At 67.2% G+C, this 19153-nt stretch carries 18 protein-coding genes and 2 pseudogenes; 16 read left to right on the top strand and 4 right to left on the bottom strand.

The features are described from left to right. Nucleotides 1-138: 138 nt before the first annotated feature. From pseB to ACZ3HV_RS29600, 8 genes are all read left to right on the top strand, one after another. Nucleotides 139-1122: a UDP-N-acetylglucosamine 4,6-dehydratase (inverting) gene (pseB, locus tag ACZ3HV_RS29635; protein ID WP_465688854.1), complete on the top strand. Its 984-nt coding sequence runs from the start codon at nt 139-141 to the stop codon at nt 1120-1122. Between the two features lie 3 nt (nt 1123-1125). Further along, on the top strand, nt 1126-2250 hold the full coding sequence (pseC, locus tag ACZ3HV_RS29630; RefSeq protein ID WP_465688852.1) for a UDP-4-amino-4,6-dideoxy-N-acetyl-beta-L-altrosamine transaminase: 1125 nt from the start codon (nt 1126-1128) through the stop codon (nt 2248-2250). A gap of 10 nt (nt 2251-2260) precedes the next feature. Next, nucleotides 2261-3646 carry a methyltransferase domain-containing protein gene (locus ACZ3HV_RS29625; RefSeq protein WP_465688850.1) on the top strand — a complete coding sequence of 462 codons (1386 nt, stop codon included), beginning with the start codon at nt 2261-2263 and terminating at the stop codon, nt 3644-3646. Then, complete coding sequence (locus tag ACZ3HV_RS29620; RefSeq protein WP_465688848.1) at nt 3646-4461, top strand: hypothetical protein; 816 nt, start codon at nt 3646-3648, stop codon at nt 4459-4461. The genes ACZ3HV_RS29625 and ACZ3HV_RS29620 overlap by 1 nt, the downstream gene beginning before the upstream one ends. Continuing rightward, nucleotides 4449-5186 carry a cytidylyltransferase domain-containing protein gene (locus ACZ3HV_RS29615; RefSeq protein WP_465688846.1) on the top strand — a complete coding sequence of 246 codons (738 nt, stop codon included), beginning with the start codon at nt 4449-4451 and terminating at the stop codon, nt 5184-5186. Before ACZ3HV_RS29620 ends, ACZ3HV_RS29615 begins: the two co-directional genes overlap by 13 nt. Before the next feature lie 50 nt (nt 5187-5236). Beyond that, the gene (locus ACZ3HV_RS29610) at nt 5237-6052 is read left to right on the top strand and encodes a class I SAM-dependent methyltransferase (RefSeq protein WP_465688844.1); all 816 of its coding nucleotides are present in this window, start codon (nt 5237-5239) and stop codon (nt 6050-6052) included. Between the two features lie 104 nt (nt 6053-6156). Continuing rightward, complete coding sequence (locus ACZ3HV_RS29605; protein ID WP_465688842.1) at nt 6157-6498, top strand: DUF485 domain-containing protein; 342 nt, start codon at nt 6157-6159, stop codon at nt 6496-6498. Next, complete coding sequence (locus tag ACZ3HV_RS29600) at nt 6495-8132, top strand: solute symporter family protein (protein WP_465688841.1); 1638 nt, start codon at nt 6495-6497, stop codon at nt 8130-8132. The genes ACZ3HV_RS29605 and ACZ3HV_RS29600 overlap by 4 nt, the downstream gene beginning before the upstream one ends. Before the next feature lie 47 nt (nt 8133-8179). Here ACZ3HV_RS29600 and ACZ3HV_RS29595 read toward each other — a convergent pair whose 3' ends face one another. Further along, on the bottom strand, nt 8180-8836 hold the full coding sequence (locus ACZ3HV_RS29595) for a winged helix-turn-helix transcriptional regulator (protein WP_465688839.1): 657 nt from the start codon (nt 8834-8836) through the stop codon (nt 8180-8182). Between the two features lie 49 nt (nt 8837-8885). Here ACZ3HV_RS29595 and ACZ3HV_RS29590 point away from each other — a divergent pair, with 49 nt between their 5' ends. The 3 genes from ACZ3HV_RS29590 (at nt 8886) to ACZ3HV_RS29580 (ending at nt 13746) form a co-directional block, all read left to right on the top strand. Continuing rightward, the gene (locus tag ACZ3HV_RS29590; RefSeq protein WP_465688837.1) at nt 8886-9317 is read left to right on the top strand and encodes a pyridoxamine 5'-phosphate oxidase family protein; all 432 of its coding nucleotides are present in this window, start codon (nt 8886-8888) and stop codon (nt 9315-9317) included. A gap of 177 nt (nt 9318-9494) precedes the next feature. Further along, nucleotides 9495-13085, top strand: a complete 3591-nt coding sequence (locus tag ACZ3HV_RS29585) for a discoidin domain-containing protein (protein ID WP_465688835.1) — start codon at nt 9495-9497, stop codon at nt 13083-13085. Nucleotides 13086-13278: 193 nt separating this feature from the next. Next, nucleotides 13279-13746, top strand: a complete 468-nt coding sequence (locus tag ACZ3HV_RS29580; protein ID WP_465688833.1) for a hypothetical protein — start codon at nt 13279-13281, stop codon at nt 13744-13746. 142 nt (nt 13747-13888) lie between these two features. On the opposite strand, the gene ACZ3HV_RS29575 is transcribed toward ACZ3HV_RS29580, so the two are convergent. From ACZ3HV_RS29575 to ACZ3HV_RS29565, 3 genes and pseudogenes are all read right to left on the bottom strand, one after another. Next, complete coding sequence (locus ACZ3HV_RS29575) at nt 13889-14305, bottom strand: MarR family winged helix-turn-helix transcriptional regulator (protein ID WP_360364468.1); 417 nt, start codon at nt 14303-14305, stop codon at nt 13889-13891. Between the two features lie 67 nt (nt 14306-14372). Beyond that, nucleotides 14373-14882: pseudogene (locus tag ACZ3HV_RS29570) on the bottom strand (asparagine synthase-related protein); the annotation flags it as partial. Next, nucleotides 14878-15033, bottom strand: a pseudogene (locus tag ACZ3HV_RS29565) (hypothetical protein); the annotation flags it as partial. The pseudogenes ACZ3HV_RS29565 and ACZ3HV_RS29570, both read right to left, overlap by 5 nt. A 493-nt stretch (nt 15034-15526) precedes the next feature. Here ACZ3HV_RS29565 and ACZ3HV_RS29560 point away from each other — a divergent pair. The 5 genes from ACZ3HV_RS29560 (at nt 15527) to ACZ3HV_RS29540 (ending at nt 18977) form a co-directional block, all read left to right on the top strand. Next, nucleotides 15527-15652, top strand: a complete 126-nt coding sequence (locus ACZ3HV_RS29560; protein ID WP_465688831.1) for a hypothetical protein — start codon at nt 15527-15529, stop codon at nt 15650-15652. A gap of 20 nt (nt 15653-15672) precedes the next feature. Then, entirely contained in the window at nt 15673-16464 is a 792-nt protein-coding gene (locus ACZ3HV_RS29555; protein ID WP_465688829.1) for an SDR family NAD(P)-dependent oxidoreductase, read from the top strand. Nucleotides 16465-16529: 65 nt separating this feature from the next. Further along, nucleotides 16530-17237, top strand: a complete 708-nt coding sequence (locus tag ACZ3HV_RS29550) for a hypothetical protein (RefSeq protein WP_465688827.1) — start codon at nt 16530-16532, stop codon at nt 17235-17237. A 28-nt stretch (nt 17238-17265) separates the two neighbouring features. Further along, nucleotides 17266-17967 carry an NAD(P)-dependent oxidoreductase gene (locus ACZ3HV_RS29545; protein ID WP_465688825.1) on the top strand — a complete coding sequence of 234 codons (702 nt, stop codon included), beginning with the start codon at nt 17266-17268 and terminating at the stop codon, nt 17965-17967. A gap of 47 nt (nt 17968-18014) precedes the next feature. Beyond that, nucleotides 18015-18977 carry a sigma-70 family RNA polymerase sigma factor gene (locus tag ACZ3HV_RS29540; RefSeq protein ID WP_465688823.1) on the top strand — a complete coding sequence of 321 codons (963 nt, stop codon included), beginning with the start codon at nt 18015-18017 and terminating at the stop codon, nt 18975-18977. The last annotated feature ends 176 nt before the right edge of the window (nt 18978-19153 follow it).

The following is a 19153-nucleotide window of genomic DNA, read 5'->3' as shown; positions in this document are numbered from 1 at the left end:
CAGAACGACTTCGAGCGTACGTTTGATCACCTCTGACCGGGCTGCGGGATTGAAGCGGCTTCGGAGCGGGCAGCTATTGTTCGAGTCTGCACTGCGCGTACAGTGCTCGGAACTGTCCGTCAGAAGGGTCCTGCTCGAGTGTCCATCCTCACCGGCTCCGACATCCTCGTCACCGGAGGCACCGGATCCTTCGGCCGGGCGTTCGTCCGGCATGCGCTGGACCAGCTGAACCCACGCCGGCTCATCGTCTTCAGCCGCGACGAACTCAAGCAGTGGGAGGTCCGCCAGCTGTTCGGCGACGACCCGCGACTGCGGTTCTTCCTCGGGGACGTCCGGGACCGGTCACGACTGCTGCGGGCCATGCACCGGGTCGACTACGTCGTCCATGCGGCCGCGCTGAAGCAGGTGGACAGCGGCGAGTACAACCCGTGGGAGTTCGTCCAGACCAACGTGATCGGCTCGCAGAACGTCATCGAGGCCGCGATCGACTCCGGCGTCAAGCGCGTCGTCGCGCTGTCGACCGACAAGGCGTCCAGCCCGATCAACCTGTACGGCGCGACCAAGCTGACCGCGGACAAGCTGTTCATCAACGGCAATCACTACGCGGCGGCGTACGACACCCGGTTCGCGGTGGTCCGGTACGGCAACGTGATGGGCAGCCGGGGCTCGATCATCCCGAAGTTCCGCGCGCTGCACGCGGCCGGCCAGTCGCTGCCGATCACCGACCTGCGCTGCACCCGGTTCCTGATCACGTTGCCGCAGGCGGTCGAGTTCGTGGTCGACTCGTTCGAGCTGATGACCGGCGGCGAGCTGTACGTGCCGCGGATCCCGTCGATGAAGGTGACCGACCTGGCCGAGGCGATCGCGCCCGGCGCGAAGATGCACGACATGGGCCTGCGCCCGGGCGAGAAGCTGCACGAGGAGATGATCAGCCCGGAGGAAGGCCGCCGCGCGCTCGCGGTCGGCAACCGGTTCGTGCTCCAGCCCGACCTGGCCACCTGGGGCTACCTCCCGCCGTCGGACGGCATCCCCGTCGTGGACGGATTCCACTACGCGTCGGACACCAACGACCTGTGGTACTCGATCGAGGAAATCCGCAAGATCCTGGAGAGCGACGTCTAGGAAATGTTGCCGTATGGGCGTCAGTCGATTTCTGACGCGGATATCGAGGCCGTCACCGCCGTACTGCGGGGCGACTGGCTCACCACCGGACCTGCCGTCACCGCGTTCGAGAACGCCGTGTCCGAGCTGTCCGGCGGACATCGCGCGGTCAGCTGCACGTCGGGTACCGCGGCGCTGCACATCGCGTACGCCGCACTCGGCGTGGGACCGGGTGACGAGGTCGTCACCACCCCGATGACCTTTGTCGCCACGGCGTCCTGCGCGGCGATCCTGGGAGCGAAGGTGGTCTTCGCGGATGTCGACGAGGACACCGCCCTGATCGCTCCATCAGCCGTCGAGGCTGCACTGACCGAGCAAACGAAGGTGATCGCGGCCGTCGACTACGCCGGTCAGGCCGCGGACTACGCCGCCCTGCAACCGCTGGCGGATCGGGTCGGTGCACGGACGCTCGCCGACGCGGCCCACTCGATCGGCGGCTTCGCCGACGGCCGCCCGATCGGGGATCTCGCCGATGTGACCACGATGTCGTTCTTCCCGACCAAGAACCTCACCACCGGCGAAGGCGGCGCGGTGGTCTGCAAGGACCCGGCGATCGGCCAGCGCGCCCACGAGTTCCACTTCATCGGTCTCGTCCGCGATCCGGACCGCTTCGAGATCACCGATGAAGGCCCGTGGCATCAAGAGGTGCACGAGTACGGCGTGAACTACCGGCTCACCGACCTCGGAGCGGCTCTCGGACTGTCGCAGCTCGCTCGGCTCGCGGACTTCAAGCGCCGCCGGGCCGAGATCACCGCGCGTTACAACTCGGCGTTCGCTGACGTGGACGGTCTCCGTACGCCGGTGCAGCGGGCGGGCGTGGATCCGGCCTGGCACCTGTACCCGATCCGGATCCTCGGCGACCGCCGGCGCGAGATCTTCGAGGGCATGCGGGCCGCGGGCATCGGCGTACAGGTGAACTACATCCCGGTGTACTGGCACCCGGTGTTCGCGCGCCAGGGGTACCAGCGCGGGCAGTGCCCGAACGCCGAGCGTTTCTACGCCCAGGAGCTCTCCCTCCCCCTCTTCCCGGACCTGACCGACAGTGACGTCGACCGGGTGATCGAGACCCTGCTGAAGCTGATTGGCTAACGTGACTGATGTGACCCGGTCGAACTTGATCGGCGGAGAGATGCTCAACTGGTCGGATCTGCACCCGGTCGACGCCCGCCCCGCGGCCGCCGGACCCGCCGCCGCGGCACTCCTGGCCGCCACCCTCCAGCCCGCGGACTCCGTCCTGATCGCCGGGCCGCACGCCGTCGACCTGATCACCGCGGTCGCCTCACAGGTGACGTCGGTGGATCTGCTGCTGCGCTCGGCCCCGGATGCGGAGGAGATCGCCGAACTCCTCGCCGACACCAAAGGCCAGGTCTTCTGCGGAGCCCTCGACCGTTTCGTCGAGGACGAGACGTACGACGTGATCGTGGCGCTGGACGGGCTCGAGCGGCTCGTCGGTCCGGACACCCCCTCGTTGACCTGGACCGAAGCCGTCACCCGCCTGCAAGCCCGGCTCGCGCCCTCCGGCCGGCTCCTCCTCGGTGCGACGAACTCCTTCGGCCTCGAACGCCTGATCCAGCCCGCGATCACCGCGGCCCTCCCCCGCGACGAAGACTGGTCCCGCTCCGTCACCGACACCGCCCCTCCCGGCCTCAAGCCGCTTCAGGCCGCCTTGAGGGATGCCGGTGTCGAGGTCTCGCAAAGCTACGCAGTCTTCCCGTCCCTGATAGAGGCAGAACTCGCACTCATCTCAGTGGACGGCTTGGCAGCAGTCGCCGCGGCCCGAGCTGTTGCCGCACGCAACGCAGGCCCGGTCCTGATGGACCCCTACCGTCTGCTGTTGGATGCAGCTGACGCAGGCCTGGCAAAGGAGCTCGCACCTGCCTGGTACCTCGTCGGCGGAACCGCCCCTGGCATCCTCCCGGGCGGAGCGGTTCCCGCCGGGTCCGGAGTCGTGCTCGAGGAGTATCTCCTCGCCGCTCTCCGCGTCGACGATCAGGCGACTTTGCGGCGGATCATCCCCGGCTACGTTGCCTGGCTGGGGACCGGGGGCGGCGGGTCGCCGGACAACGTCATCCTGGACGGGGCGTCGTACCGGGTGTTCGGGGAACGGCAGGAGCTTGATGTTGCCGGGCATCTCCAGCGGTTCGCGCAGCGGGCGCTGGAAAGTGGCTCGCGGCAACCATGGCCCGCGGGTGGCGACCCGCACGCCTTGACCGCGCGGCTCGCGTCGATGGCCGGAATCACTGTGCCAGAAGACGATTCGACGCCGGCCGAGGTGATCCGTCCACTGGGAAGCGCCGAGCAGCTGGCGACCGTGGCGCGCCTCGCGGACGAGCTGGCGCACGCGAGCGCACGCGCGATCCTGTTCGAAGGCACGGTCAGCGGGATCCGGCGATCGCTGCCCTACCGCGTCGGTCACGCGGTACTGAACCCGGCCCGAGTGATCCGCCGCCGCGCGAAGCGTCTGCTCCGGAAGGTCCGCCGCTGATGCACCACGCGAACCACTTCTACGGCCACGCGAACATCATGGCGTCGTACGCCGGACTCGCGAAGCCACCGCGGATCTGGGGCTACCTCCAGCACGGCTGGAACATCCTGGACGGCTTCGCCCACGGCACGAACTTCGCGCCCGGGATGCCGAAGTTCGTCTGGTCCGACAGCGTTCGCCGGCGTGGCCACTCGATGGGGATGCGCAACTACGAGGTGATCGGTTCGGTCTGGCTCTACCTGCTGAAGGTGCACCCCGAGCTCGCCACTCCCGCGACAGGGGCCAAGGGCACCATCTTCTACCCGTTCCACGGCTGGGAAGGCCAGCACGTGCTCGGCGACCACGGCCGCCTCGTTGCCTCGATCAACGAGCACGAGACCGGTCCGGTGACCGTCTGCCTGTACTGGAACGAGTACGACAAGCCCGAGATCCGCAATCTGTACAAGGACGCGGGATTCCGCGTCATCACCCACGGCTACCGGGGACTGCACTGGCGCCGCACCGACACGAAGTTCCTGGTCAAACAGTTGCGCGAGCTCCGCAAACACACGCGGGTCGCCTCCAACCGGCTCAGTTCCGCCGTCCTGTACGGCGGTTCGATCGGCCTGCAACCGGGGGTCTACGGTGATCCGATGGTGCTCGAGCACGAGCATCCGTCGTTCGGCGGGCAGGCGCGGATCAAGCGGCTCTGGCCGGAGCTGGACCAGCCGTTCGTCCCGCCGGCGATCGCCCGTGAGTTCACCGACACCGAGCTGGGCGTCGACCATGTCGCCGGTCCGGCCGAGATCCGGGAGATCTTCAAATGGACCACCTGAAGATCGGCATTGTCACGCAGGTCAGGGTGACCAGTACCCGGCTGCCGGCCAAGGTCCTGCTGAGCGTCCGCGGCCGGACCTATCTCGAGCACCACCTCGATCGACTGAGCGGCACCGGTCTCCCGGTGATCGTCGCGACCACCACGAACTTCAACGACGACATCGTGATGGAGGTGGCCGGGCAGTCCGGGATCCCGGTCTTCCGCGGCAGTGAGGACGACGTCCTGAGCCGCTTCGCCGGCGCCGCCCGTGAGCACGAACTGGACGGGATCGTCCGGGTGACGTCGGACTGCCCGCTGATCGATCCCGAAGTCGTTGCTACCGGCGTCGATCGCTGGCGGGCCGAGAACGACCTCGATCTCTACCTGTCGAACTGCCTCGAGCGGACCTATCCGCGCGGCATGGACTACGAGATCTTCTCCGCGGCCCGGCTGTACGACGCCGAGGCCAAGGCGACCCTGCGGTCCGATCGCGAGCACGTCACGCCGTACCTGCACCAGAACCGATCCGGCGACCTGCGGTTGCTGAACCTGGGTTGGTCGGGCGGCGGAGCGCAGTACCGGCTGACGCTGGACACCCCGGACGACTGGAAGTTGCTCGATGCCCTCATCGAGGACTTCGGCGCGGCCGACCTGAACTGCGCCGAACTGGTTGCGATCCTGGACACACATCCGCACCTGGCCACGCTCAACGCGCACATCGAACAGAAGAAGCTCGGCGAGTAGGACGCGACCTTTCAGCGCGGCAGGCTGCGGCTACGGCATGATTTACGGTGATGACCACCGATGATCCAGGATCCGGCGTACCGGACGCGGCCCGCGCGAAGGCGTTCGGCGCCGTCGCGGCCGCGTACGACGCCGGCCGGCCGACGTTTCCCGCCGAGGCGCTGACCTGGATCCTGGGCCCGGGGCGGGGGCTGCAGGTCCTCGATCTGGGGGCCGGCACCGGCAAACTCTCCGCCGTCGCCGCTGAGCTCGGGCACGACGTGGTCGCGGTCGACCCGTCCCAGGAGATGCTCGAGGTCTGCCGCCGGCGGCCCGGGATCGACTCGATGGTCGGTGCGGCCGAGTCGATCCCGCTCGCGCACGCCTCGGTGGACGCGGTGATCGTCGGCCAGGCCTTCCACTGGTTCGACCACGCCCGGGCCCTGCCGGAGATCGCCCGCGTCCTGCGGCCGAACGGCGTACTCGGCCTGCTCTGGAACAACGCCGACACGGTCGTGCCGTGGGTCCGGCGGATGGTCCACGCGATGCAGGGCAGCGACCACATCGGCGACGACCGGTTCGACCCGATGCCGATCCTGCTGCAGTCGGACCTGTTCGCGCTGGTGGAGACGGCCCGGTTCCGGCACTGGCAGGACCTGGACCGGAAGGGCCTGCGGCAACTGGCCCTGTCGCACTCCCGGATCGCCGTTCTGACCGAGTCCCGCCGTGACGCGGCGCTCGACCAGGTCGACGCGCTGTACGACGCCACCGCCCGTCCTCCCGAGCCGCTGCGGATGCCGTACTTCACCGACTGTTACCGCGCTCGGCCCAGCGACTTGGCGAACTACCGCCGTACTCTCGACGCCCCGGTCGCCCCGCATCTGTGAAACAGGTGAACGTTTTGGTTGCGGTGGGTCACAAATCTGCGACTTGGGGCTAACGTGCATCTGTTCGTGTCCAGTGCTGCGTCATGGGAGAGAACAGGGATCAGATGGACGAGCAAGCGGTGCGCGAGCGGGATGCCCGCGCGTACGAGGCGGTGTACGAGGCGGCCGACTTCACCGAGCTGAGGCGGCGCTACAAGAACTTCGTCGTGCCGTGGACCATCACGTTCATGGCGTGGTACCTGGCGTACGTCGCCTGCAACAACTGGGCCCGTGACTTCATGAGTCACAAGGTGATCGGGCACATCAATGTGGCCCTGATCTTCGGTCTGTTGCAGTTCGTGTCCACCTTCCTGATCGCCGCGATCTACGGCCGGTTCGCGAACCGGAAGCTGGATCCGCTCGCCCACGGGCTGAACGCCAAGTACAAGAGGGAGCGCCGCCGGTGAACACGCTTCTCGTCCCGCTGGCCACCGAGCCGGGCAACCGGGCGCTGACCATCTCGCTGTTCACCGCGGTCGTTGCCGTGACGCTGTACATCACCTGGTGGGCGTCCCGGCAGAACAAGACGGCGGCCGACTACTACGCCGGCGGCCGCTCGTTCAGCGGCGCGCAGAACGGCCTCGCGATCTCCGGCGACTACATGTCCGCGGCGTCGTTCCTCGGCATCTCCGGCTCGATCGCGCTGTACGGGTACGACGGCTTCCTGTACTCGATCGGGTTCCTGGTGGCCTGGCTGGTGGCCCTGCTGCTGGTCGCCGAACTGCTGCGGAACTCGGGCCGGTTCACGATGGCCGACCAGCTCGCGTTCCGGATGAAGCAGAAGCCGGTCCGGACCGCGGCGGCGACCTCCACGATCGTGGTGTCGATCTTCTACCTGCTGGCCCAGATGGTCGGCGCCGGTGCGCTGGTCGGGCTGCTGCTCGGCGTGAAGAGCGAAGGCCTGAAGGCGGGCGTGATCGTCCTGGTCGGCGCGCTGATGATCGTCTACGTGACGATCGGCGGGATGAAGGGCACCACCTGGGTGCAGATCGTGAAGGCCGTGCTGCTGATGGCCGGCGCCATCGTGATCACGTTCCTGGTGCTGGTGAAGTTCCACTTCAACATCTCCGACCTGCTCGGCACGGCCGCCGAGAAGTCCGGCAAGGGCGAAGCGTTCCTGCAGCCCGGGCTGCTGTACGGCAAGGACCTGACCGGGCAGATCGACTTCCTGTCGCTCGGCCTCGCGCTCGTCCTCGGTACGGCGGGCCTGCCGCACATCCTGATCCGCTTCTACACCGTGCCGGACTCGCGGACCGCCCGCCGATCGGTGCAGTGGGCAATCGGTCTGATCGGCGCGTTCTACCTGATGACGCTGGCCCTTGGGTTCGGCGCCGCGGCGCTGCTGGACACCAGTAAGGGTTCGGCGGTTGCCGAGTCGAAGGGCAACGTGGCGTCGCCGCTGCTGGCCGAGTCCGTCGGCGGTGGAGCCGACTCGATCGGCGGAGCGATCCTGCTCGCGCTCATCGCGGCGGTCGCGTTCGCCACCATCCTCGCGGTGGTCGCGGGCCTGACGCTGACCTCGGCCTCGTCGTTCGCGCACGACCTCTACGCGAACGTCATCGCCAAGGAGAAGCCGTCCGAGAAGAGCGAGCTGCGGGTGGCCCGATTCGCAGCCATCGGGATCGGCGCGGTCTCGATCGGGCTGGCGATCCCGGCACAGAAGCTGAACATCGCGTTCCTGGTCGCCCTCGCGTTCGCGGTCGCGGCCTCGGCGAACCTGCCGGCGCTGCTGTTCAACCTGTTCTGGAAGAAGTTCAACACCTCCGGCGCGGTCTGGAGCATCTACGGCGGCCTGATCTCGGCCGTCGTCCTGGTGATCTTCTCGCCGGTGGTGTCCGGCACGCCGACGTCGATGATCACCGACGCCGACTTCTCCTGGTTCCCGCTGTCGAACCCGGGCATCGTGTCGATCCCGCTGGGCTTCCTGTTCGGCGTCCTAGGCACGTACCTCGGCCGCGACAAGGCCAGCGAGTCCCGCTACCACGAGCTCTCCGTCCGCTCCCTCACCGGCGCCGGCGCAGAGGGCCCCGCCAAGCACTGACTCGGACCGACACAGGGCCGGCTCGCGTTCTGCGAGCCGGCCCTTCGTCAGTTGATCTGGAAGATCGTCGCGAACACATCCAGCTCCGCGGCGCTCGCCTGCCGGCCGACGATCCCGTCGGCGCGTGCTTTCGCCCCGTCGATCGCACCCGTCAGCAACGGCGTCAGCGGCGCCATTGCCTCGACGATGACCACGTTGGCAGGCGCAGGCTCGGGGAACGGTCCGGGAGCCGCCGTGAGCGTCGGACCGGAGCAGAGCGCGTGTACGACGATGTCCCCGAAGCGCAGTTCGTAGGCGAGCTTTCCAGCCCCACGCTTCGGCGGGTGGTACGTCGACCGCAGCGCCATCACCAGCGAGTCCGCCGTCGCGATCTCGCCCGGCCGGAGCTCCCCGAGTGACCGCGCTCCCCACCGGCCGAGCGCGAGTACGACGTCTTCCAGGTCCAGACCGTACGGCGTGAGCTCGTAAACGATCGCGCCCGACGGACGCGGCTGCACCCGGCGCTCGACAAGGCCGGCGCTCTCGAGCTCCTTGAGCCGGGTCGCCAGGACGTTGGTCGGGATCTTCGGCAGGCCCGCGCGCAGATCCGTGTACCGCTTCGGACCGACGAGCAGGTCGCGCACGATCAGCAACGCCCAGCGCTCCCCGACGAGCTCGAGCGCCCGGGCGACCCCGCAGTACTGCCCGTAGGTCTTCGACGTCATGACCCCAGTCTACTTGACAGAGTTTACTTGTTTTTTGCAAGCTTGCTTGATGACGACGAAACAGCAGTGGCGTGCGGAGTTTCTGGCCGGTCAGCACGTCGGGGTGGTGAGCGTGGGGCGGCCCGACGGGTTGCCGCCGACCACTGTGCCGACGTTCTACGCGTACGAACCGGGCGGTGCACTGACGATGTTCACCAACACTCAGGGGCGGACGACGGCCCGGGCCGAGGCGATCAAGGCAGCGGGCGTGGTCACGTTCCTGGTCCAGGAGGAGAGTTGGCCGGCGAAGTACGTCGCGGTCGAGGCGACGCTGGACTCGGTGAGCAGGCCAACGGTCGAGCAGATGCTGACGATCGTGCGCCGGTACATGCCGGAGGAGGCCGCGCAGCACTTCGCCCACGCCGAGGTCGACAACCCGGACAGCACCATCGTCTTCTTCAGTTTCACCCCGACGCGCTGGTTCTCCGCCGACTACTCCTGACCCTTCAAAGCCCCACCACGCGTCACGAACCGTTGACGCTCGCGTAGCCATGCCGTAACAATGAGCCAGCGCTGCGCAAGAAACGATCAAAATCTAAGCAAGTTTCCGACTTCCTTGTTCTTGACGGCACAGCGCGGCGATCTCTCTGCGTCCTCACCCCCGCCCCTAGGAGAGGCCATGCGAATCCCGAAGTGGCGGCGGCCAACCGCCTTGCTCGCCGCGAGTCTCGCGCTCGCGGCGAGCCCGCTCGTCCACCCGACCCCGGCCGGCGCCGCGGCGGCCGCCGTACTGGCCGGACCCAACCTCGCCGCGGGCAAGGCCGCGTCGGCCAGCACCGTCACCCAGACCTACGGCGCGTCGAACGTGACCGACGGCGATCAGGGCACCTACTGGGAGAGCGCCAACAACGCGTTCCCGCAGTGGGTCCAGGTCGACCTCGGCTCCTCGGTCGCGACCAACCAGGTCGTGCTCAAACTCCCGACCGCGAACTGGGGTGCGCGCGACCAGACCCTCGCGGTCCAGGGCAGCACCGACGGGCAGAACTTCAGCGACCTGTCCGCGTCGGCCCTCCGCGCGTTCACCCCGCCGAGCAATACGGTGACCATCGACTACGGCACCTCGACCACGCGGTTCGTCCGCATCCGGATCACCGCGAACACCGGCTGGCCGGCCGGGCAACTGTCCGAGCTCGAGGTCTACGGCCCGGCGACCGGTGACACCCAGACTCCCACCGCCCCGGGCAACCTGACTCTCACCGAACCCGGCGCCGGCCAGATCCGGCTCACCTGGACCGCCTCCACGGACAACGTCGGAGTCACCGGGTACGACGTCTATGCCAACGGCCAACTGCGGACCGGCCTGGCCGGCAACGTGGTGAGTTACACCGACAACCAGCCGGCCAGCACGACGATCTCGTACTTCGTCCGCGCCAAAGATGCCGCTGGCAATCAATCGTCGAACAGCAACACGGTGACCCGGAACGGCAGCAGCGGACCCGGTAGCAACCTTGCGCTGGGCAAGCCGATCGACGCGTCCGGGTACGTGCACGTCTTCGTGCCGGCCAACGCGAACGACGACAACGTGACGACCTACTGGGAGGGCAACGCCAACCCGGCCACGCTGACCACCCAGCTCGGCTCGAACGCGGACCTCAGCTCGATCGTGATCCGGCTCAACCCGGACTCGGCCTGGGGACCGCGGACACAGACGTTCTCGATCCTCGGCCGGGAGCAGAGCGCGTCCGGGTTCACCACGATCGTGCCGAGTGCGTCGTACAACTTCAGCCCGGCGAGCGGGAACAGCGTGACGATCCCGGTCAGCGCGCGGGTGGCCGACGTACGGCTGAACTTCACCGCGAACACCGGCGCCCCCGCCGGCCAGGTCGCGGAACTGCAGGTGATGGGGGTGCCGGCGCCGAACCCGGATCTGACCCTCTCGAACGTCTCGTGGACGCCGACCTCGCCGGTCGAGACCGACACGATCACGCTCCGGGCGACGGTGAACAACGGCGGTACGGCGGGCTCCCCGGCGACCGACGTGAACTTCTACCTCGGCCAGACCAAGGTCGGTACGGCGGCTGTCGGCGCGATCGCGGCCGGTGCGTCGACCACGGTCACCGCAGCGATCGACACCCGGGACGCGGGCAGCTATGCCCTGAGCGCGAAGGTCGACGAGTCGAACACGGTGATCGAGCAGAACGACGCGAACAACACCGCGAACGCATCCGGCCCGCTGGTCGTGACACCGGTCGCCAGCTCGGACCTGGTCGCGGCAGCGGTCAACTGGACACCGAACAACCCGGCGGCTGGGAACTCGGTCGCCTTCTCCGTGGCGCTCAAGAACCAAGGCAGCGTTGCCTCTGCGGCCGGCGCGCACGGGATCACGTTGACGGTGCTGAACGGGTCGTCGGTGGTCACGACGCTGACGGGGACCTACAACGGCGCGATCGCAGCCGGTGCGACCACGTCCGCTGTTGCCCTCGGCAACTGGACGGCGGCGAACGGCCGCTACACGGTTCGCGTCGTACTCGCGGATGACGCGAACGAACTGCCGATCAAGCGGACGAACAACACCAGCGAGCGGCCGCTCTTCGTGGGCCGCGGCGCGAACATGCCGTACGACCACCTGGAGGCCGAGGACGCCTCGGTCGGCGGCGGCGCTTCCGTGATCGGTCCGAACCGCACCATCGGCGACCTGGCCGGTGAGGCGTCCGGCCGGCGCGCGGTGACGCTGAACTCGAACGGCTCGTACGTCGAGTTCACCACCCGGGCCAGCACGAACACGCTCGTCACCCGGTTCTCCATCCCGGACTCGGCGGGCGGCGGCGGTCAGACGTCGTCGATCAACGTCTATGTGAACGGCAACTTCCACAAGGCATTGCCGCTGACCTCGAAGTACTCCTGGCTATACGGCGCGGAGGCTTCGCCGAACAACTCACCAGGGTCGGGTCCGGCCCGCCACATCTACGACGAAGCGAACATCATGCTCGACCAGACCTATCCGCAGGGGACGAAGATCCGGCTGCAGAAGGATCCGGCGAACAGTACGACGTACTCGATCGACTTCGTCGACACCGAGACGGCGACGCCGCTCGGGAACCCGGGCGCCGGATTCGTGACGCCGGCCGGGTTCACCCACCAGGACGTGCAGAACGCGCTCGACCGGGTGCGGCAGGACAGCTCGCTGCAGGGTGTGTACCTGCCGGCGGGTGAGTACCAGACGTCGTCGAAGTTCACCGTGTCCGGCAAGGCGATTCGCGTCATCGGCGCCGGGCCGTGGTTCACGCGGTTCGTCGCACCGCAGAACCAGTCGAACACCGATGTCGGGTTCGACGCGCAGTCGTCGGCGAACGGGTCGACGTTCAGCGGATTCTCGTACTTCGGCAACTACGACAGCCGCAACGACGGCCCGGGGAAGGTCTTCAACTTCGCGAACACCTCGAACATGACCATCGACAACATCTGGGCCGAGCACCAGATGTGCCTGTACTGGGGCGCGAACACCGACAACTCGGTGATCAAGAACTCGCGCATCCGGGACTCGTTTGCCGACGGCATCAACATGACCAACGGGTCGGCCGGCAACACGGTCAGCAACAACGACGCCCGGTCCACCGGTGACGACAGTTTCGCGCTCTTCAACGCCACCGACAACGGCGGCGGCGAGGTCCGGGACAACGTGTTCGAGAACCTGTCCGCGACGCTGACCTGGCGGGCCGCCGGGTTCGCGGTGTACGGCGGGACGAACAACGTGTTCCGCAACCTGTACGCCGCGGACATGCTCACCTATCCCGGCATCACGATCAGCTCACTCGACTTCGGCATCCCGATGACCGGCTTCGGCGCGACTCCGCCGACTCGGTTCGAGAACGCGTCGGTGGTGCGGTCCGGCGGGCACTTCTGGGGTAACCAGACCTTCCCCGCGGTGTGGATCTACTCCGCCACGAAGGTGTTCCAGGGGATTCGGGTCAGCGATCTCGACGTCGTCGATCCGACATACTCCGGGATCATGTTCCAGACCGACTACGTCGGCGGCAGCCCGCTCTTCCCGGTCGCCGACACCATCTTCACCAACACCACGGTGTCCGGAGCGCGCAAGTCCGGCGACTCCTTCGACACCAAGTCCGGCTTCGGCATCTGGGCCAACGAACTCCCCGAACCAGGCGAGGGCCCGGCCGTCGGCGGCGTCACCTTCAACAACCTCACCCTAACCAACAACACCACCGACATCCGCAACACCACAACAACCTTCACCATCACCCGCAACTGACACCCAGCCACCCGAAGCCGCCGGAGCACCCCTCCGGCGGCTTCTCCATCTGCCCCCGACTGCCCCGCACTGCCCCGGTGTCACAGTCCGGAACTTCGACGTCCTCGTGTGAAGGTCGAACGTTGCCATTCACAAGGGCGGGGACATGCCAATCCACGTATTCGTCGACGAGACCAAATCCCGAGGGTTCCTGATGGCTGCCGCGCGCTGCGCGTCAGGCGACGTCGCCGTCAATCGCAAGTCGCTCAGAGGTCTCCTGTTGCCGGGACAGGAACGATTGCACTTCAACCACGAGCGGCCGGCACGTCGCAAGCAGATCCTCGCCGTCATCGCGGGGTTTCATCTGCTCGTGGACATCTACAGCGCGGATCGGGACACGCACGCGGATCGGCGGCGGTGTCTCGAGGCTATCGTCAGGGACAGCGCGGCGACAGCTGAACGGCTTGTCGTCGAGTTGGAGGAGTCGACCTACGAGCATGATCGCCGGTGGCTACGCGACGCGACTCACCACTTCGGTTGCCACGAAACGCTTCGCTGGGACGTGTTGGTGGCCAAAGCCGACCCGCTGCTCTGGGTGCCGGATGCTGTCGCGTGGAGTTGGATGCGCGGTGGCGAATGGAGACGAGCCGTGGCGCCGTTCTCTCAGCTGAGGGAGCTGTGAAAACGCGAAACCCGGCTCGTCCACCGTCCGGTGAGCTGCCGGGTTCACTTCCGGGGGACTCGTGTCCCTCGGCATTCTCAACTGTAGCGGGTGTTGGTGGTTCGCGGAGGGCCTTTTGAGATCTGCCCCAGGTTGCCCCGGATCAGAGGTCGTCGGCGATGCGGGCGAGGGCTTCGCCGGCTTTGAGGACCAGGGCTTGGTCGGCGGGGTCGAGGCGGCGGAGGAGTTTGCCGAGTTCCTCGGCTGCTTGGCGGCCCGAGGCCTCGACGGTCGCGGCGCCGGCGTCGGTGAGGACGACCGCGGTGGCGCGGCCGTCCACGGGATCGGGCTCGCGGCGGACCAGGCCGGCCTCCTCGAGGGAGGCGACCGTGGTCGTCGCGGTGGGTTGCGAGCACGGCACCCGGGCGGCGATCTCGCCGATCCGGATCGGTTGCTCGTCCGCGACCAGCATCAGCGCCAGGAACTGCGTCGGGTGCAGGACCGCGGTGGTCCTGCTCCGGCGCAGGTGCCGCACGATCCGGTGCATGCTCACCAGCAGTTGCAGGGTTTCCTGAGCCATCGCGATCACCTCCGAGGGGAAGCGCCATCCTGGCACAGGCGGGCAACTAGTTCCTACCGCCGAAGCTTCAGTTGAGTCGGATGTCCGGATGGTAGAGGTCCAGCCAGGTCGCCAGCGACAGCGTCTGCTCCAGGTGCCGCCGGGCGGTACCGTCGGCCGCCCGAGTGAGCGATTCGGCCGACTTCCGGTCGACCAGGTCGAAAACCGGGTGGTGGTCGGCCAGCAGCCCACGGACCTGACCGGCGAGAGCTTCGACGTACGCCGGATCCTGGGTCTGCGGGTACGGCGACTTCTTTCGCTCGGCGACCGACTCCGGCAGCACGTCCCGGGTCGCGGCCCGGAGCAGGCTCTCCTCCTTGCCGTCGAACGTCTTGAGCGACCACGGCGTGTTGTACACGTACTCGACCAGCCGGTGGTCGCAGAACGGCACCCGCACCTCCAGCCCGACCGCCATACTCATCCGGTCCTTGCGATCCAGCAGGATCCGCACGAACCGGGTCAGGTGCAGGTAGCAGATCTTCCGCATCTCCCATTCGTCGTCGGACTCCCCCTCCAACCGCTCGACCCGCGGTTGGGTAGTAGAAGAACGGCTTGATGCCCATCCGGTCGCGGACCCTCACCAGGGTCTCGATCCGCGGGTCCCAGATGGCCACCGCGTACATCCCGTTCAGCCGCTCGGCGAACGCCGTACCCCACTCGGCGCACGCTGAATCGAGGCCATCCCACATTGCATCTGCGCCCATGACATGTCGCCGGCGTTGGCGAGCTGGTGGGCCTGTAACGCCGGCGTCAACGCGACGTGCCCTTGTCTGCAGGACGCGGTGGCGCCCCCGGGTGTCGCCGACCTGCCCGCGAGCATCAACAGCCCACCGAACGGCAGAGCGCCGATGACTTTCGCTCTGCGATCGCCTCTGTATGAGTCGGAGGTGGTCGCCATGACCAGAGCGCTCGTTGTCCGGGACCATACACGCGGCGAGGAGGCAGTGCGGGACCCTTCCGACTCATGCACGGGAGACGACAGTGAGCTCATCGCAGCAGCCGAAGCCCGCGGCGGTGGTCGCCGGAGCCGGCCGCGGTTTCGGTCGGCGATCGCCGCCGCCCTGATCGATCGGGATCAGTCGGTCGTGCGCGTCGCGCGCGCGAAAGCGATGATCCGGTTCCTCGCCTCGTACGCCGCGAGCGAATCCCTCTGCGCCACCCTTGGCGTCCGCTTCGCCCACGGTGCCGCCGCAGCTCACGCCTGCCGTCGTCGGCGCCGAGATCGCGCGACTGTGCCGGGACACCGGCGACCGGGACGTGCTGCAGGCATACCAGCTGACCGGCCACGGACTTCACGCGCTCGCGTGAACAACGAGAAAGAGAAGGAAATGTTGCTGGAAAACAAGAACGTAGTCGTCTACGGCGCCGGCGGAGCGGTCGGCGGAGCGGTCGCCCGCGGATTCGCCCACGAAGGCGCCCGGGTCTTCCTGACTGGGCGAAATCCCGACAACGTCACCACCGTCGCCAAGGAAATCTCCGCCGCGGGCGGAGCCGTCGAGACCGCTGTGGTCGACGCCAGAGACGAGAAATCCGTCACCGAGCACCTCGACGCTGTCGTCGCCGGCGCCGGCAGCATCGACGTGTCGTTCAACGCGATCGGAATCTCACCGCGAGGATTGCAGGGAATCCCGTTCACCGACCTATCGGTCGACAACTTCCTGCGACCGATCACGACTTACGCGCAGGCTCACTTCGTGACCGCAAGGTCCGCCGCGCGGCACATGATCCCTCGAGGTTCGGGAGTGATCATGATGCACACACCAGAACCCGCGCGCGCGAGCCTGCCCCTGGTCGGCGGCATGAGCGTCGGCTGGGCGGCAATGGAGGCCCTCAACCGCGCGTTGTCCGCGGAGTGGGCCCAGTACGGCGTCCGCTCGATCTGCCTGCGCACCACAGGAATGGTCGAGACACCGGTCATCGACGTCGTGTACGGGCTGCACGCCGACGCGCTGGGCATCCCGAAAGACCAATTCACCGCCGCCGCCACCGCGATGACCCACCGCAAACGCCCCACGACACTGGCCGAACTCACATCGGTCGCAGTATTCCTCGCCTCCGACCATGCATCCGCGATGACCGGAACCGTCGCCAACCTGACCGGCGGACTCATCGTCGACTGACCACCACACCCTCGGCCGCCACACCACGTCGGCGGCCGGTGCACCCCTATGAGAGGAGCAAAGCAATGAACGATCTACTTGCGAGTGCGGTCGCCGCGCACGGTGGTGTGGACCGGTGGAGTCGGATCCGGGCGATCCGCGTGGACGCCGCCATCACCGGAGCCTTCTGGCAGATCAAGGGAAAGGCCGACGCGCTGAAGGACATCCGCTTCGAGGTAGACACCACACGGGAACGGCTGACCATGGACTTCGTCGGTCAAGACCGACGGTCGCTCTTCCAGCCGGACCGGGTCGTCCTCGAGCAACCCGGCGGTACGGTGATCGACGTACGTGACGACCCAGAACGGTCGTTCGACGGCCACCAGTTCCAAACACCATGGGACGACCTACATCTGGCGTACTTCACCGGGGAAGCACTGTGGACGTACTTGAATACGCCGTTCCTGTTCACGTGGCCGGGGTTCGTCTGCGAAGAGATCGCGCCCATCGAGGCCGACGGTGAGACATGGCGGCGGCTGCACGTGACCTTCCCCGACCACATCAAGACCCACACCCGCAAGCAGGTGTTCTGCTTCGGCCCGGACGGGCTGCTGCGCCGCCACGACTTCACCATCGACATCGTCGACCCGGCCACCGAGTCACACCTTCACGCCACCGACTACCGCGACATCGACGGCATCATCATCCCGGCCACCCGACGGGCCTACACCACCATGGGCGACGACCAGATCGTCCTGGTCGCCATCGACATGGCCGACATCACGACCAGTTGAGTGGAATTTCCCTCCGCGCAGGAGAATCATGCAAATCGGAATTATTGGTGCCACCGGCACTATCGGCAGCCGAATCGTCACAGAGGCGCTCGACCGTGGGCACCAGGTCACAGCGTTCAGTCGAAGCGTATCTAATGTTCAGGACAGTCGTGAGAACATCCGATGGAAGAACGTCGATATCACAGATGCCGACAATCTCGCCGCAGTCCTAGCTGGCCTCGACGTCCTGATCAGCGCATTCGGAGTCGGCAACGCCGCCAAAGACCCGGCTGACGCCGTGGCGCGCGCCATCGCCGACCCCGGCATCTACGCCCGGGCGGCCGCGGCGTTGCTGACCGCACTGGAAGGCCATTCCCGGGTCCGGCTAATTGTCGTCGGCGGCGCCGCGAGTCTCGAGGTCAAGCCCGGACTGGTGTTCGCCGACTCCGACGAGCTGCTCCATGCCGCGATCGACGGCTTCGGCCTACCCAGGGAATATGCCGCGGCAATGCGCGGCCACGGCGACGCGCTGAACCTCTTTCGTACCTCCAACCGGCGGTGGACCTACCTCAGTCCAGCCGTGGAAATTGCCCCTGGCGAACGCACCGGCCGTTTCCGGATCGGCGGCGACCAGCCCGTCATGGACGCCGAGGGGCGCAGTCGCATATCCGCCGAGGACGCAGCCGTAGCCGTTCTCGACGAAGTGGAGCTTCCGCGCTTCGTGCAGCGCCGCTTCACCATCGGCTATTGAGCGCGACACCAACGTGACGTCGACAACCGAACTCGGAAGGGCGGATCATGCGCACCATGGTTGAAGCCAAAGCCGGCAGCGACGATTTCGGAACGCTGAGCGAACCGTTCAGACGAGAGTTGCTCGCCTACTGCTACCGCATGCTCGGCTCGGTCCACGAAGCCGAAGAAGTGGTGCAAGACGTCCTTCTGGACGCTTGGCGTGCATACGACGGGTTCGAGGGAAGATCTTCGCTGCGTACCTGGCTGTACCGTATCGCGGCCCGGGCGTGTTTCAAGGCGCTGGAAAAGGGCCGACGCAGGCCGCTGCCCGCCGATCTCGGCGCCCCCGAGACAAACCCGCAGGCCAGGCTGGTCGAGCGAACCCCGGAGATACCGTGGCTCCAGCCGATACCCGACTTCCTGTTCGCCGCCGCACCGATCGATCCGGCCACAGTCGTGGTGGAACGACAAACTATGCGGCTCGCGCTCGTGGGAGCGCTCCAGCAGCTACCCCCGCGGCAGCGAGCCGTGCTGATCCTGCGCGACGTACTGCAATGGCGGACCGCCGAGGTGGCGGAACTGCTGGAGATGACGACCGCAGCCGTCAACAGCGCACTGCAGCGAGCCCGAGCCCAGGTTCCGCTCAGCGAAGACAACCTCACCGAACCTGTCGAGCCACAGCAGCGGGCTCTGCTCGACCGATACACCAAGGCCTTCGAAACCGCGGACGTCGATCAACTCGTCGCGGTATTGACCGAGGACGCACGATGGGAAATGCCGCCGATCGCCACCTGGTTCGAAGGCCGCGACACCATCCTCGCCTTCCTGGCCAGACAGATGCGGACGATCGGGCCGACCGAACTGGTCGCCATCTCTGCCAATGGACAGCCGGCCTTTGCGGTCTACGCCCGCGACCACGACGGTGCGCACCAGCCACACGCACTGCACATACTGACAATCACCCCCAAGGGCATCAGCAGGATCGTCGCCTTCCACGGCTCCGGGCTGTTTCCGCTGTTCGGACTCTGACCAAGCAACGGCATGTCCGAACAGGAAACATCGCCCAGCCCGCCGCGCTGCACGCACAGCTCCGGCTGTTCTGCCAACTCACCCCGGCAATTCATGGGGCTCAGTGATGGCGCCGCCGGGATGCCGGTGGGGCGGGCTTGGTGATGGTGGTGCTTCGCGGGTACGTCGGTTGGCCG

Source organism: Kribbella sp. NPDC020701 (assembly GCF_055562215.1).
This window is presented reverse-complemented; position numbering and strand designations above follow the sequence as displayed.

Coding starts and splice junctions, on each gene's coding strand:
- pseC (WP_465688852.1), top strand. CDS start 1,126: ATGTTGCCGTATGGGCGTCAGTCGATTTCTGACGCGGATATCGAGGCC.
- ACZ3HV_RS29620 (WP_465688848.1), top strand. CDS start 3,646: ATGCACCACGCGAACCACTTCTACGGCCACGCGAACATCATGGCGTCG.
- ACZ3HV_RS29615 (WP_465688846.1), top strand. CDS start 4,449: ATGGACCACCTGAAGATCGGCATTGTCACGCAGGTCAGGGTGACCAGT.
- ACZ3HV_RS29610 (WP_465688844.1), top strand. CDS start 5,237: ATGACCACCGATGATCCAGGATCCGGCGTACCGGACGCGGCCCGCGCG.
- ACZ3HV_RS29605 (WP_465688842.1), top strand. CDS start 6,157: ATGGACGAGCAAGCGGTGCGCGAGCGGGATGCCCGCGCGTACGAGGCG.
- ACZ3HV_RS29595 (WP_465688839.1), bottom strand. CDS start 8,836: ATGACGTCGAAGACCTACGGGCAGTACTGCGGGGTCGCCCGGGCGCTC.
- ACZ3HV_RS29590 (WP_465688837.1), top strand. CDS start 8,886: ATGACGACGAAACAGCAGTGGCGTGCGGAGTTTCTGGCCGGTCAGCAC.
- ACZ3HV_RS29585 (WP_465688835.1), top strand. CDS start 9,495: ATGCGAATCCCGAAGTGGCGGCGGCCAACCGCCTTGCTCGCCGCGAGT.
- ACZ3HV_RS29580 (WP_465688833.1), top strand. CDS start 13,279: ATGGCTGCCGCGCGCTGCGCGTCAGGCGACGTCGCCGTCAATCGCAAG.
- ACZ3HV_RS29575 (WP_360364468.1), bottom strand. CDS start 14,305: ATGGCTCAGGAAACCCTGCAACTGCTGGTGAGCATGCACCGGATCGTG.
- ACZ3HV_RS29555 (WP_465688829.1), top strand. CDS start 15,673: ATGTTGCTGGAAAACAAGAACGTAGTCGTCTACGGCGCCGGCGGAGCG.
- ACZ3HV_RS29550 (WP_465688827.1), top strand. CDS start 16,530: ATGAACGATCTACTTGCGAGTGCGGTCGCCGCGCACGGTGGTGTGGAC.
- ACZ3HV_RS29545 (WP_465688825.1), top strand. CDS start 17,266: ATGCAAATCGGAATTATTGGTGCCACCGGCACTATCGGCAGCCGAATC.
- ACZ3HV_RS29540 (WP_465688823.1), top strand. CDS start 18,015: ATGCGCACCATGGTTGAAGCCAAAGCCGGCAGCGACGATTTCGGAACG.